The following is a 13,294-nucleotide window of genomic DNA, read 5'->3' on the forward strand; positions in this document are numbered from 1 at the left end:
GGCAACGGCTCGGGCATGAGGTCGGGCATGGTCCTGGCCCCTCCACGCGTCGGGCGTTGCGCAGTGCGCAACGCACGTTTCGCTGAACGCATCCGACGCCGACCCTACCGGCCGGGCGCCCACGCAGAAGGCCCCCGGACGCGCGGATGCGCGTCCGGGGGCCTCGGTCCCGCGGAACGGGGGCGCAGGGCCCGACCGGGCCGGGCTTCCGCCCCGGCCCGACGGCCTACTTGTCGCCGTCCTTGCCCTGGTCCCCGCCCGGGCCCATGGAGTCGTAGATCTCCTTGCACAGCGGGCAGACCGGGTACTTCTTCGGGTCGCGGCCCGGTACCCAGACCTTGCCGCAGAGCGCCACGACGGGGGTCCCGTCGAGTGCGCTCGCCATGATCTTGTCCTTCTGGACGTAGTGGGCGAAGCGCTCGTGGTCGCCGTCGCCGTGGGACACCTGCGGCGTCGGCTCTACGAGGGTCCCCGTGCCAGTCCCGCGCTCGGGCTCAAGAGTGCTCATAACAGCCAAGGGTACTGAACCCCGCGGGGCTCAGTTGAGCGACGGGTCGTCCGGGTAGGTGGCGACCATCGCGAGCTCGCTGCGCTGCCGGCGCAGCACCGCGCGCCACAGTTGTTCGGGGACCGGGTACGACACGTCGCCGGGCTCGGACTCCACCACGTACCAGGCGCCTTCGCTGAGCTCGTCCTCCAGCTGGCCGGGCCCCCAACCGGAGTAACCGGCGAAGATCCGCAGCGATCCCAGGGCGCTGGCCAGCAGCTCGGGCGGGGCCTCCAGGTCGACCAGGCCGATGGCCCCGTGCACCCGGCGCCAGCCGAGCGGGCCCTCCTCGCCGGGGATGACGGCGACGCCGAGGGCGGAGTCGAGGGCGACCGGGCCGCCCTGGAAGACCACGCCCGGATCGCCGGCCAGGTCGGCCCAGGGCAGCAGGATGTCGCCGACGACCACCGGGGTGGGCCGGTTGAGGACCACGCCGAGGGAGCCCTGCTCGTCGTGGTCGAGCAGGAGCACCACCGCGCGGTCGAAGTTCGGGTCCGCGAGGGCGGGGGTGGCCACGAGCAGCCGCCCTGTGAGGGAGGACACCTCGGTCATGCGGCCATGATCTCGCACATTCGCCCTTCGGGGGGAGCCGGGAGCAGGAGAAGGTCGTGCGCAGCGGGAGGGCGCACGGCAGCAGGAAGGAGCGCGCGCTCCGCCGAGTGGCGGAATGCAACCCTCCGCCATGAGGTCGACACTGAGGGTGCTGTGGCGAATTCATGACACATCCGCGGCCACGTCGGCCTTACGAACCGGGGGGTGGTGACCCTTACCCTTTGATCTGGCCCCTGCCCACTCCCCCATGTCGACCCCTGTCGACCGGGGGACACCCGACCCGGAACGCGAGATACATGACCGGCACAGACGATGTCCTGCTTGTCCACGGCGGTACCCCGCTCGAGGGCGAGATCCGTGTCCGCGGTGCGAAGAACCTCGTGCCGAAGGCCATGGTCGCCGCTCTGCTCGGTGGCGAACCGAGCCGCCTGCGCAACGTGCCCGACATCCGTGACGTGCGGGTCGTGCGTGGCCTGCTGCAGCTGCACGGTGTGACGGTCCGCCCCGGCGACGAGCCCGGCGAGCTGGTGCTCGACCCCACCCACGTCGAGAGCGCCAACGTCGCCGACATCGACGCCCACGCGGGTTCCTCGCGGATCCCGATCCTCTTCTGCGGCCCCCTGCTGCACCGCCTCGGCCACGCCTTCATCCCGGGCCTGGGCGGCTGCGACATCGGCGGCCGGCCGATCGACTTCCACTTCGACGTGCTGCGGCAGTTCGGCGCCACGATCGAGAAGCGCGCCGACGGCCAATACCTGGAGGCCCCGCAGCGCCTGCGCGGCACCAAGATCCGCCTGCCGTACCCGTCCGTGGGCGCGACCGAGCAGGTGCTGCTGACGGCCGTGCTGGCCGAGGGCGTCACCGAGCTGTCGAACGCGGCCGTGGAGCCGGAGATCGAGGACCTCATCTGCGTGCTGCAGAAGATGGGCGCGATCATCGGCGTGGACACCGACCGGACCATCCGGATCACCGGTGTCGACAAGCTCGGCGGCTACAACCACCAGGCGCTCCCGGACCGTCTGGAGGCCGCCTCCTGGGCCTCCGCGGCCCTGGCGACCGGCGGCAACATCTACGTGCGCGGCGCCCAGCAGCGCTCGATGATGACCTTCCTGAACACCTACCGCAAGGTCGGCGGCGCCTTCGAGATCGACGACGAGGGCATCCGCTTCTGGCACCCGGGCGGCCCGCTGAAGGCCATCGCCCTGGAGACCGACGTCCACCCCGGCTTCCAGACCGACTGGCAGCAGCCGCTGGTCGTGGCACTGACCCAGGCCTCCGGTCTGTCGATCGTCCACGAGACGGTCTACGAGTCCCGGCTGGGCTTCACGTCCGCGCTGAACCAGATGGGCGCGCACATCCAGCTCTACCGCGAGTGCCTGGGCGGCTCGGCCTGCCGCTTCGGCCAGCGCAACTTCCTGCACTCGGCGGTCGTCTCCGGCCCCACCAAGCTGCAGGGCGCCGACCTGGTCATCCCCGACCTGCGCGGCGGCTTCTCGTACCTGATCGCGGCGCTGGCCGCGGAGGGCACCTCGCGGGTGCACGGCATCGACCTCATCAACCGCGGCTACGAGAACTTCATGGAGAAGCTCGTGGAGCTCGGCGCGAAGGTCGAACTCCCGGCCGGCGACCTCGTCTGAGGCCCCGTCGAGCCCGTCGCACGACGGGCCCGGCCGGGCGGCCGGGGCGGACGGCCCCGGGCACGCACAAGGGCGGCCACCCGGTCCGGGTGGCCGCCCTTCGGCGTTCCTACGTACTACTGGCGCCCTGGCGGAGGCCAACAGCCGTACAAGGGCTCGGGGACCCGGAGGTCCCGCGGAGGCCTTACTTGCCCTTGGCGGCTTCCTTGAGCTTGGAGCCCGCGGAGACCTTCACGCTGTAGCCGGCCGGGATCTGGATGGGGTCGCCGGTCTGCGGGTTGCGCGCGGTGCGAGCGGCACGGTGGGTGCGCTCGAAGGTCAGGAAGCCGGGGATGGTGACCTTCTCGTCGCCCTTGGCGACGACCTCGCCGATGGTCTCGGCGAGCGCGGCCAGAACGGCGTCGGCGTCCTTGCGGGTCACCTCGGCGCGCTCGGACAGAGCGGCCACCAGCTCACTGCGGTTCATGTTGTACTCCCGTGTTCAACTTGCCTATGAGGCGTGCCACGCGGCGGCAAAGCCGCATGTTTGGCACCAGCGAAGCCGATGCTGCCAGGGCCCTCGGACAGTCCCCGGACCCGGGTCTGCCGTCAGACCCTCGCGCCACAGTCACGCATCCTGCCCCCACCAGCGGCGGGAACGCCAATCCGGCACCCGCCAGGGTCACACGAAAAGCGCCACAGTCACGCCGCGGTGACGCTCCGTCCGCACCGGTGGGAAGGGGCGGGGATGCGGGCCGCGGACCACGCGGGCATCCCCGCAACCCTAGAGGCGGCCCGCGTGTCCCGCACCCCGCGACGCGCCGGGGATCAGGCCGACGTGGGGCTGGTCACAGCGGCGGAGGCGGCCTTGCGGACGGCTCCGGCGACCGCGCCGGCGACCTTGTCGTTGAACACCGACGGGATGATGTAGTTCGCGTTGAGCTCGTCCTCGCCGACGACGTCCGCGAGGGCGCTGGCGGCGGCCAGCATCATGTCGGTGTTCACGGTCCGGGACTGCGCGTCGAGCAGGCCGCGGAAGACGCCCGGGAAGACCAGGACGTTGTTGATCTGGTTCGGGAAGTCCGAGCGGCCGGTGGCCACGACGGCGGCGGTCTGCCGGGCGACGGCCGGGTCCACCTCGGGGTCCGGGTTCGCGAGCGCGAACACGATGGCGCCCTCCGCCATGGCCGCGACGTCCTCGCCCGAGAGCACGTTCGGGGCCGAGACGCCGATGAACACGTCGGCGCCGACCACGGCCTCCTTCAAGGTGCCGGTGTACCCCTCGGGGTTGGTGTTGTCGGCGATCCAGCGCAGCGGCGACTCCTCCGCCGCGTCGACCAGGTCGGTACGGCCGGCGTGCACGACGCCGTGGATGTCGGCGACGACGGCGTTCTTCACGCCGGCCGCGAGGAGCAGCTTGAGGATGGCCGTACCGGCCGCGCCGGCGCCGGACATGACGACCTTCACATCGCCAACTGCCTTGCCCACCACGCGAAGTGCGTTGGTGAGGGCGGCCAGGACGACGATGGCGGTGCCGTGCTGGTCGTCGTGGAAGACGGGGATGTCCAGGGCCTCGCGCAGCCGCGCCTCGATCTCGAAGCAGCGGGGGGCGGAGATGTCCTCCAGGTTGATGCCGGCGAAGCCGGGGGCGATGGCCTTGACGATCGCGACGATCTCGTCGGAGTCCTGGGTGTCCAGGCAGATCGGCCAGGCGTCGATGCCGGCGAAGCGCTTGAAGAGGGCCGCCTTGCCCTCCATGACGGGCAGCGCGGCCTTGGGGCCGATGTTGCCGAGGCCCAGCACGGCGGACCCGTCGGTCACAACTGCGACGGAGTTGCGCTTGATGGTCAGACGGCGGGCGTCCTCGGGGTTCTCGGCGATCGCCATGCACACGCGGGCCACGCCCGGGGTGTAGATCATGGAGAGGTCGTCACGGTTGCGGATGGGGTGCTTGGCCGCCATCTCGATCTTGCCGCCGAGGTGCATGAGGAACGTACGGTCGGAGACCTTGCCGAGGGCCACGCCCTCGATGCCACGGAGCTTCTCGACGATCTCGTCGGCGTGCGCGGTGGAGGTGGCCGCGATCGTGACGTCGATCCGGAGCTTCTCGTGGCCGGACGCGGTGACATCGAGACCGGTGACCGATCCCCCGGAGGACTCCACGGCGGTGGTCAGCTGGGAGACCGCGGTTCCGCTCGCGGGCACCTCCAGGCGGACCGTCATCGAGTACGAGACGCTGGGCGCCGTTGCCATGGCCGTGTTCCTCTGCTTTCCCTGTTTTCGGACCTGTTGTCCGATCGTCCCACCTACCGGCGAGTAGCCGGTAACCAGCTACAAATTCCGGAAAGATTATTCCACCATACGAGAAAGCGTGGGGTCCTGGAAGGGTGATCGGCCACGAAAAAAGGTCCGCGCCCTCCCCTGAGGGAGGACGCGGACCTGACGACGCCCACGGCGTCGCACCGTCTGAGACACCGACCCGCCATGCTCGCCTCGCGGCAAGTGGTCGCTCTGGGCGACGAAGGTTGGGCCCGGGGGCTTGGATCGAGCCGGTGTCGTACCCAGGCTAACAAAGGATCGCCGGAAGCGATTCCCCCGCGCCGCAGTTGGCCCCGCTTCACTCCGTCAGCAGCGCCGGCACCCCGTCCGCGTCCGGTTCGTCCAGCCCGGTGGAGACCACCGTGAGCTGCTGGGTGGCCCGGGTCAGCGCCACGTACAGCACCCGCAGGCCCGCCGGGGACTCCGCCTCGATCTCGGCCGGGGAGACCACCACCGTGGCGTCGTACTCCAGGCCCTTGGCCTCCAGGCTGCCCAGGGCCACCGCCCGCTCGCCGAGGTCGGCCAGCCAGCCGGCCGCCTCCGCCCGCCGGTCCATGGCCACGACCACACCGACCGTGCCGTCGACCTGCGCCAGCAGCCGGGCCGTCTCCGCGTGCACCGTCGCGGCCAGCTCGTCCCCGGCCGCGACGAAGCGCGGCCGCAGGCCCGTGGAGCGGACCGCCGACGGCGGCTCCATGCCGGGCATGGCCCGCCGCAGCACCTTGGCCGCCAGCTCGGCGATCTCGGCCGGGTTGCGGTAGTTCACGGTCAGCGTGAACCGGCGCCGCGGCCGGGTGCCCAGGGCCTCGTCGCGGGCCTCGGCAGCCTCCTGCGGGTCCGGCCACGAGGACTGCGCCGGGTCGCCGACCACGGTCCAGGTGCCGTGCCGGCCGCGCCGGCCCACCATCCGCCACTGCATCGGCGTCAGGTCCTGGGCCTCGTCGACGATCACGTGCGCGTACTCGGTGCGCTCGGCCGCCAGCCGCTCCGCCCGCTCGCGCTGGGTCTCCTCGCGGCGCGGCATCAGCTCCTCCAGCCCGGTGAGCTGGTCCAGCGGGTCGAGCTCGCGCTTCTTCTTCGGCCGGGCGGGCAGCCCCAGCAGCCCGTGCAGCTCGTCCAGCAGGGCCACGTCGTGCACCGACAGCTCCTCGCGCCGCAGCGAACGGGCGAGCTGCCGGGTCTCGCGCGGCGTGAGGACCCGGCGGGCCCAGCGGCCGAGCCGGCGTTCGTCGGCCATCGCGGAGAGCACCCTGCGCGGGGTGAGCTCGGGCCACCAGGCGTCGAGGAAGTCGATGAAGACGTCCTCGGTGGAGATGTCCTCGTCGAAGGCGGAGCGCAGCTCGGCGGCCAGCTCCGGGTCGGTGTGCCGGTTCGCGCCGCCGGACTTCGCCCAGAGCGCGTCCAGCAGCAGCTTGCGGGCGCGCGGCCGCAGCAGGTTGACCGGCGCGGTGCCGCCGAGGGCGGCCTGCCGGATCCGGTCCAGCTCCTCCGCCTCCAGCTCCTGGCGCCGGCCGAAGGCCACCACGCGCAGCCGCTCGGGCGCCGGGCCGCTCGGGGTGCCGAGCTCCAGCGCCCCGCGCACGGCCTTGCGCAGCACCTTGAGCATCCGGGACGAGCCCTTGATGCGGGCCACGGCCGGTTCGTCGTACGTGGTCGCCTCGGCGCCGTCGACCAGCGAGCCCAGCGCGCGGATGGCGACCTGTCCCTCCTCGCCGAGCGAGGGCAGCACGCCCTCGGTGTACGCCACGAGCAGCGGGGTCGGGGAGACGATCAGGATGCCGCCGGCGTAGCGGCGCCGGTCCTGGTAGAGGAGGTAGGCGGCCCGGTGCAGGGCGACGGCCGTCTTGCCGGTGCCCGGCCCGCCGGAGACCTCGGCGACGGAGGCGGCAGGGGCCCGGATGACCAGGTCCTGCTCGGCCTGGATGGAGGAGACGATGTCCCGCATGGTGTGCGTACGGGCCCGGCCGAGCGCGGCCATCAGGGCGCCGTCGCCGATGGCGGGCAGCTCCTGGCCGTCGAGGAACGCGGTGACCTCGGGGCGCATCAGGTCGTCCTCGACGCCGAGCACCTTGCGGCCCTTGGAACGGATGACCCGGCGGCGGATCACCCGGCCGGGCTCCTTCGGGGTGGACCGGTAGAAGGGGGCGGCGGCCGGCGCCCGCCAGTCGATGACCAGCGGGGTGTAGTCGGTGTCCAGGACGCCGATCCGGCCGATGTGCAGGGTCTCGGCGATGTCGGCGGTCAGGTCCGCGCGGATCGCGTCGGGGGCGGGCTCCACGGAGGTGTAGGCCCCGTCCGGGCCGAGCTCGCCGTCCTTGCCGAGGACCAGGTCGATCCGGCCGAAGAGGAAGTCCTCGAACTCGTTGTTGAGCCGGTTGAGGTGGATCCCGGCCCGGTAGACCTGCGCGTCGCGCTCGGCGAGCGCGCCGGGGGTGCCGACCTGGCCGCGCTTGGCCGCGTCGTTCATCAGGAACTCCGCCTCGACGATCTTCTCCTCGAGGCGGCGGTACACCTGGTCCAGATGAGTCTGCTCGGCCGCGATCTCCCGATCGCGGACGGAATCCGCCGTGCTGTCGACAGCGGCATCCTGCGCGGCCACTAGGCCCCCTTCTGACGTGCGTGGGCGACCGTCAACCGTACGCGAACCGGCCGGGTGCGCGCACGCCCGTTCTCCTCGTGCCCGCGCCGGAACGCTCCCCCACCTGGGCGGCGCCTACCCGGGGCGGGCGGCCAGGGCCCGGCGGCGGTGGCGGGCGACCCGCTCGCGGTTGCCGCACAGCTCGCTGGAGCACCAGCGGCGCCGGTGGCCCCGGGAGGTGTCCAGGTAGACCCGGGTGCAGCCCTCGCCCTCGCAGGCCCGCAGCAGGGCGCGGTCGCCGGGGTCGGTGAGCAGTTCGACGGCGTCCCGGGCGACCGCCGCGAGCAGGGCGGCGCACTCGACCCCGCCGGACAGCTCCCGTACGAGGTGCCCCTCGTGGTCCCGTACGGCGCACAACCGGGGCGGCGGGCCGGCGGCCAGGGCGTTGACCCGGCCGAGGGCGCCGTCGTCGGGGGGCGTGCCGGCGAGCTCGGCCCGGACCAGGGCGGCCACGTCACGGCGCAGCGCGCGGAACGGGGGCAGCCAGTCCGCGTCCACCCGGGCCAGCGGGGTCCGGTGGGGCACCAGGCCGGCGCCGGTGAGCCACAGCCGCAGCTCGCCGCCGTCGGTCAGGCCCTCGTGGGGCGCGGCGGTGGCCACCAGGTCCAGGCACACCCGCCCCGAGTCGAACCACATGCCCGTCACCGCCTCGGTCGCCGTAGCCCCACCAGAGTGCCCCCGGGCGGGCCCGGGCGGAACCCCCCGCGACGGTCATGGCCGCGGGCGGGTCCCGGCGGGGGCTACCGCGGCGGCGGGTCGTCGTGCAGCAGGCGCTGGAAGAGCTTGTGGTCGCGCCAGGCGCCGTTGATGTGCAGATAGGCCGGGGCCACCCCGAACTCGGTGAACCCGGCCTTGATCAGCACCCGCTGCGAGGCGACGTTGTCCAGCAGGGTCCCGGCCTCGACCCGGTGCAGCCCGAGCCGGTCACGGGCGATCCGGCACACCGCGTCCGCGGCGTACGTGGCCAGCCCCTGACCGCGGCGGGCCTCGTCCACCCAGTAGCCGATGCCCCCGCTGCAGAACGGGCCCCGGGTGATCCGCCCGAGGTTGATCGCCCCGACCGGCGCCCCGCCGGCGGTGTCCACGAGCACGAACGGCTCCAGCAGCCCGGCCGCCTGCTCGGCGAGCTGGACCTCGATCCGCTCCTTCTGCCCGGCCTCGGTGTAGTAGGAGTCGGGCCGCCAGGGCTCGAACGGCGCCATGCAGCCCCGGTTCCGCCCCAGCACCTCGGCCAGCCCACCGGCATCCTCGAGCCGCACGCTCCGCAGCTCCACACCCGCACTGATGATCATCCCCGCACGCTAACCCCTCCCCACCGGCCCGACCAGGGCCCGCGGCCCCCGACGGCGAGGCCGTTCCGCGGCCGCAGCCTGCGTCCGATGTCCATGATGTATGCCATCTCTGTATGGAGGACACGTCGCGGGAGCGGGAGCGGGAGCGGGAGGGTGCCCGTGTCCACCACCCAGATCGACATCCTCGACGAGTACGAGGCGATGACGGACGTGTTCGGCGATCTCTACCCGGACGTACCCGTGCCCGAGGGGGCCTGGCAGGGGATCGAGACGGCGCAGTAGCGTCTCGCGCGGCGTGGCCGCCACCAGAGCCTGTCGGTCGTGGACTGGCTCATCTGCGCGACCGCCGCCCCCACGGGCTGGTCGTACTCCATGACGACAAGGACGTCACGGCGGCCGCCGGGCTGCTGCCGGACGTCCAGGAGCACCTCGTGCACCGCGTCCTGCGCTGACCGGTGCGGCGCGGGCCGGGGTCAGGTGCCGTACTTGGTCTCCGCGCCCGGGTCCAGGGAGAGGCGGTAGCCGCGTTTGACGACCGTCTGGATCAGGTGGGGGGTGCCCAGGGCGCCGCGGAGGCGGGCCATGGCGGTTTCCACGGCGTGTTCGTCACGACCCGCGCCCGGAAGGCAGCGCAGGAGGTCCGGGCGGGCGACCACCCAGCCGGGGCGGCGGGCCAGGGCGCGGAGCAGGGCCATGCCGGTGGGCGGGACCGGGCGGAGGGCCCCGTCGACCAGGGCCGCGTGGCCGCGGATCTCCAGGCGGTGGCCGGCCACCGGCAGGACCCGGGCCCGGGCGGGCAGTTCCTGGCACAGCAGTTGGACCAGCGGGCCCAGCCGGAAGCGGTCCGGCTGGACGGTGTCCACGCCATGGCCCTGAAGCGGCAGGGCCGTGACCGGTCCCACGCAGGCGGCCAGCACCTCGCTGCGCAGCGCCGACAGCACGGCCCCCTGGAGGCTCCGCTGCTGGGCCCGGGCCAGCAGCGAGGCGGCCGCGGGGGCGCTGGTGAAGGTGAGCGCGTCCACGGTCCCGGCCACCACCGCGTCCAGCAGCCGGTCCAGCGGAGCCAGGTCCTCCGGCGGCATCCACCGGTAGACGGGTACGCCGACCACCTCGGCCCCGGCCGCCCGCAGGGCCTCCACGAAGCCCGGCAGCGGCTCCCCGTGGAGCTGGAGCGCGATCCGCCGGCCCTCCACGCCCTGGGCGAGCAGCCGGTCCAGCACCTCGGCCAGCGATTCCGACTCCGGTGACCAGGCCTCCACCAGCCCGGCCGCCCGGACGGCGCCCTTCACCTTCGGTCCGCGCACCAGCAGTTCGGCCCCGCGCAGCCGGCCGAGGAGGTCCTCGCCGATCCCCCAGCCGTCGGCGGCCTCGATCCAGCCGCGGAACCCGATCGCGGTGGTGGCGACGACCATGTCCGGGGCGGTGGCGATCAGCTCCTTGGTCGCGGCCAGGAGTTCCCCGTCGTCGGACAGCGGCACGATCCGCAGCGCGGGCGCGTGCACGACGGCCGCTCCGCGCCGGCGCAGCAGCGCGATCAGGTCGTCAGCCCGGCGGGCGGCGGTGACGCCGACCGTGAACCCTGCGAGCGGACCGGCGCCGCCGGACGCAGCGTTGTCTTCCATCGTGACCTGCCTTGCCGACGTGAGGGGGGTACGCGGGGGTGCGCGGGGATACGCGCGGGTACCCCCTCACCGAGCCTGCCAACGGGGCGTATCAGGTGCGGTTCACCGGTATTTCGCCCCGGTTACACCGACGTGAGCTGGGGTTTCGCCGGCCGGTCCGGGGCGGGTGCCGCCGTGGCCGCGCGCACGCGAAGGTATACCGCCCAGGTCACCAGACAGCACACGGCGTAGAAGCCGAGGAAGGTGACGAACGCCGGGGTGCCGGAGCCCGAACCGAGGAACGCCCCGCGGAAGACCAGGTTGATGCCGAGCCCGCCGAGCGCCCCGACCGCGCCGATCAGCCCCATCGCCGCTCCCGACAGCCGCCGCCCGTACGCGGCGGCCGCTTCCCCGGTCAGGCCGCGGGCGAGCGCCTGGGCCTGGAAGATGCCGGGGATCATCTTGTACGTGGAGCCGTTGCCCAGCCCGCTGAGCACGAACAGCGCCACGAACCCGGTCAGGAACACCGGCAGCGAGTGCCGCGCCGAGGCGAGGATCACCAGGCCCGTCGCGGCGCCCATCGTGACGAACGTGCCCAGGGTGATCCGCGCCCCGCCGAACCGGTCCGCGAGCCGCCCGCCCACCGGCCGGACCAGCGAGCCGAGCAGCGGCCCGACGAAGGTCAGCGAGGCCGCCTGGAGCGGGGTCCGGCCGAACTGCGTCTGCAGCACCAGCCCGAAGGCGAAGCTGTAGCCGATGAACGAGCCGAACGTCCCGACGTAGAGGAACGCCACGATCCAGGTGTGCCGCTCGCGCAGCGCCTCCTTGACCGCGCCGGTGTCGTTGCGGACGGGCGCCAGGTTGTCCATCCGCAGCGCCGCGAGCACCGCTGCCAGCACGATCAGCGGCAGGTACGCGGCCAGCAGCAGCCGCGGGTGCCCGGCCCCGGCGGTACCGATGACCAGCAGCCCGGCGAGCTGCACCACGGGCACCCCGATGTTGCCGCCGCCCGCGTTGAGCCCGAGCGCCCAGCCCTTCTCGCGCAGGGGGAAGAAGGCGTTGATGTTGGTCATGGAGGAGGCGAAGTTGCCTCCGCCGACCCCGGTGAGCGCGGCCACCAGCAGGAACGTGCCGTACGAGGTCCCCGGCTCCATCACCACCAGGGCGGCGACGGTCGGCGCGAGCAGCAGCAGGGCACTGAACACGGTCCAGTTGCGCCCGCCGAACCGGGCGACGGCGAAGGTGTAGGGGATCCGGACGAAGGCCCCGACGAACGTGGCGGTGGCGATCAGGAAGAACTTCCCGGCCGGGTCGATGCCGTACTCCGGGCCCATGAAGAGCACCATCACCGACCACAGCGACCAGATCGAGAAGCCGATGTGCTCGCTGAACACCGACTGGACGAGATTGCGCCGGGCGATCCGCTCCCCGGACTCCTTCCAGAACGTCTCGTCCTCGGGATCCCACCGCTCGATCCAGCGGCCACCCGTGCGTGCTGCGCCCATCACGCCCTCCCAGCTGTCGGCATTCCGTGGACAGCGACCCTAGGAACGACGCGTTTCGGCGCCGGTCCCCGCCGGATGACCGGCCGGAAACCTTGCTCTCACCCGACCGTGCGGTCCGATGTGAGCGGCCCGGGCAGCCAGGCTCCGTCCGGTACGTCGAGCCAGCCGTGGGCGGCGGCCAGCTCCTCGGCGGCGGCGCGCAGCGCCGTCAGCCCCGGATGGCGCAGCCCCGCGCGCCACACCATCGACACCGGCGACAGCGGCACCGGGTCCACCAGCGGCCGCTTCACCGACCCGGGCATGTCCACGAACCCGGTCGTGGCCAGCACCGGAGTGCGGGTCTTGGCCATCACCCGACGGAACTCCTCCTTCCCCACGGCGACCGGTGCCGGCGGGGCGACCGCGATGCCCCGGCCGGCGAACAGCTCCCGCGCGAGCGCGGTCCACTCCAGCGTCCGCGGGTTCCCCGCCCCCGCGTACACCGACTCCCCCGCCAACGCCCCGACGGGCACCTCCTCCCGCGCGGCCAGCGGATGGTCCTCGGGCAGCAGCACGGCCAGCGGCTCGAACCGGACGGGCTGCCGCTCCAGCCGCGCCCGCAGCCCCGCCCCGAGCCCGCCGAAGTGCCCGAAGGCCACGTCGAGGCGCCCGGCGACGATCTCCCCGGCGGCATGCGTCAGCCCGCTCTCGAAGCGCGCCATCAGCTCGCACCCCGGCGCCAGCTCACGCCCGCGCTCCAGCACCGACCGCCCCGTGCTGGGCCCGTCCGTGTTCAGGTCGACCAGCAGCGCCCGCACGGCGTCCCCGCCGTCCCCGCCGCCCGCGCCGAACGCGGCCGCCAGGTCCTCGCAGGCCCGCAGCACCTGCCGGGCGAGCGGCAGCAGCCGCTCCCCGGCCGCCGTCAGCTCCACCTGCCGGGTGGTGCGGACGAACAGGTCGGCGCCCAGCTCCCGTTCGAGCCGGCGGACGTCCCGGCTGAGCGCCTGCTGGGCGACGTACAGCCGGGCGGCGGCCCGGGTGAAATGCAGCTCCTCGGCCACCGCGACGAACCCGCGCAGCAGCCGGGGATCCACCTCGTGCGTCATCACCCGCGCACACTAACAACCGATACGGGTGAATGGGCCCTGAACAGGTGTTGGACCGCGTCCGGCCCCCACCCGCAGGCTGGGGTCATGCCCCTGATGACCGTCACCGGCACCACCCTGGTGCACGCAGCCCCGACCC

Annotated in this window: 12 protein-coding genes; 2 read left to right on the forward strand and 10 right to left on the reverse strand. The window is 73.2% G+C overall.

Features of this window, described 5'->3' with window-relative positions:
- Window positions 1-226: 226 nt before the first annotated feature.
- Both EF918_RS23630 and EF918_RS23635 read right to left on the reverse strand, forming a co-directional pair.
- Window positions 227-508: a DUF3039 domain-containing protein gene (locus EF918_RS23630; RefSeq protein WP_125650196.1), complete on the reverse strand. Its 282-nt coding sequence runs from the start codon at window positions 506-508 to the stop codon at window positions 227-229.
- A gap of 30 nt (window positions 509-538) precedes the next feature.
- Entirely contained in the window at window positions 539-1,099 is a 561-nt protein-coding gene (locus tag EF918_RS23635) for a YqgE/AlgH family protein (protein ID WP_125650198.1), read from the reverse strand.
- Window positions 1,100-1,395: 296 nt separating this feature from the next.
- Between EF918_RS23635 and murA the strand changes: the two genes are divergently transcribed.
- The gene (gene murA / locus EF918_RS23640) at window positions 1,396-2,736 is read left to right on the forward strand and encodes a UDP-N-acetylglucosamine 1-carboxyvinyltransferase (protein WP_125650200.1); all 1,341 of its coding nucleotides are present in this window, start codon (window positions 1,396-1,398) and stop codon (window positions 2,734-2,736) included.
- Window positions 2,737-2,920: 184 nt separating this feature from the next.
- On the opposite strand, the gene EF918_RS23645 is transcribed toward murA, so the two are convergent.
- The 5 genes from EF918_RS23645 to EF918_RS23665 all read right to left on the reverse strand — a co-directional run bounded on the left by EF918_RS23645 (window position 2,921) and on the right by EF918_RS23665 (window position 8,964).
- On the reverse strand, window positions 2,921-3,202 hold the full coding sequence (locus tag EF918_RS23645; RefSeq protein ID WP_030875040.1) for an HU family DNA-binding protein: 282 nt from the start codon (window positions 3,200-3,202) through the stop codon (window positions 2,921-2,923).
- Between the two features lie 341 nt (window positions 3,203-3,543).
- Window positions 3,544-4,968 carry an NAD-dependent malic enzyme gene (locus EF918_RS23650; protein WP_125650202.1) on the reverse strand — a complete coding sequence of 475 codons (1,425 nt, stop codon included), beginning with the start codon at window positions 4,966-4,968 and terminating at the stop codon, window positions 3,544-3,546.
- 364 nt (window positions 4,969-5,332) lie between these two features.
- Window positions 5,333-7,633 carry a UvrD-helicase domain-containing protein gene (locus EF918_RS23655; RefSeq protein WP_125650204.1) on the reverse strand — a complete coding sequence of 767 codons (2,301 nt, stop codon included), beginning with the start codon at window positions 7,631-7,633 and terminating at the stop codon, window positions 5,333-5,335.
- Window positions 7,634-7,747: 114 nt separating this feature from the next.
- Window positions 7,748-8,308, reverse strand: a complete 561-nt coding sequence (locus EF918_RS23660) for an ABATE domain-containing protein (RefSeq protein WP_125650206.1) — start codon at window positions 8,306-8,308, stop codon at window positions 7,748-7,750.
- 104 nt (window positions 8,309-8,412) lie between these two features.
- The gene (locus EF918_RS23665) at window positions 8,413-8,964 is read right to left on the reverse strand and encodes a GNAT family N-acetyltransferase (RefSeq protein WP_125650208.1); all 552 of its coding nucleotides are present in this window, start codon (window positions 8,962-8,964) and stop codon (window positions 8,413-8,415) included.
- A gap of 159 nt (window positions 8,965-9,123) precedes the next feature.
- Between EF918_RS23665 and EF918_RS38440 the strand changes: the two genes are divergently transcribed.
- Window positions 9,124-9,246, forward strand: coding sequence for a hypothetical protein (locus EF918_RS38440; protein ID WP_260610560.1), 123 nt, complete (start codon window positions 9,124-9,126; stop codon window positions 9,244-9,246).
- 191 nt (window positions 9,247-9,437) lie between these two features.
- Here EF918_RS38440 and EF918_RS23675 read toward each other — a convergent pair whose 3' ends face one another.
- The 3 genes from EF918_RS23675 to EF918_RS23685 form a co-directional block, all read right to left on the reverse strand.
- Window positions 9,438-10,586: a uroporphyrinogen-III synthase gene (locus EF918_RS23675; RefSeq protein ID WP_125650210.1), complete on the reverse strand. Its 1,149-nt coding sequence runs from the start codon at window positions 10,584-10,586 to the stop codon at window positions 9,438-9,440.
- A 122-nt stretch (window positions 10,587-10,708) separates the two neighbouring features.
- A complete protein-coding gene (locus EF918_RS23680; protein WP_125650212.1) occupies window positions 10,709-12,070 on the reverse strand; it encodes a NarK/NasA family nitrate transporter in 1,362 nt (453 codons plus the stop codon).
- 98 nt (window positions 12,071-12,168) lie between these two features.
- Entirely contained in the window at window positions 12,169-13,155 is a 987-nt protein-coding gene (locus EF918_RS23685; RefSeq protein ID WP_125650214.1) for a LysR family transcriptional regulator, read from the reverse strand.
- Window positions 13,156-13,294 lie beyond the last annotated feature (139 nt).

Origin of the sequence: Streptomyces sp. WAC06614 (assembly GCF_003949795.1) — a bacterium.
Classification (GTDB): domain Bacteria; phylum Actinomycetota; class Actinomycetes; order Streptomycetales; family Streptomycetaceae; genus Streptomyces.

Bases quoted from the DNA above. Each gene is read 5' to 3' on its own strand.
- EF918_RS23660 (WP_125650206.1), bottom strand. From the start codon at position 8,308: ATGTGGTTCGACTCGGGGCGGGTGTGCCTGGACCTGGTGGCCACCGCC.
- EF918_RS23680 (WP_125650212.1), bottom strand. From the start codon at position 12,070: ATGGGCGCAGCACGCACGGGTGGCCGCTGGATCGAGCGGTGGGATCCC.
- EF918_RS23645 (WP_030875040.1), bottom strand. From the start codon at position 3,202: ATGAACCGCAGTGAGCTGGTGGCCGCTCTGTCCGAGCGCGCCGAGGTG.
- EF918_RS23650 (WP_125650202.1), bottom strand. From the start codon at position 4,968: ATGGCAACGGCGCCCAGCGTCTCGTACTCGATGACGGTCCGCCTGGAG.
- EF918_RS23685 (WP_125650214.1), bottom strand. From the start codon at position 13,155: ATGACGCACGAGGTGGATCCCCGGCTGCTGCGCGGGTTCGTCGCGGTG.
- EF918_RS23635 (WP_125650198.1), bottom strand. From the start codon at position 1,099: ATGACCGAGGTGTCCTCCCTCACAGGGCGGCTGCTCGTGGCCACCCCC.
- murA (WP_125650200.1), top strand. From the start codon at position 1,396: ATGACCGGCACAGACGATGTCCTGCTTGTCCACGGCGGTACCCCGCTC.
- EF918_RS23665 (WP_125650208.1), bottom strand. From the start codon at position 8,964: ATGATCATCAGTGCGGGTGTGGAGCTGCGGAGCGTGCGGCTCGAGGAT.
- EF918_RS23675 (WP_125650210.1), bottom strand. From the start codon at position 10,586: ATGGAAGACAACGCTGCGTCCGGCGGCGCCGGTCCGCTCGCAGGGTTC.
- EF918_RS23630 (WP_125650196.1), bottom strand. From the start codon at position 508: ATGAGCACTCTTGAGCCCGAGCGCGGGACTGGCACGGGGACCCTCGTA.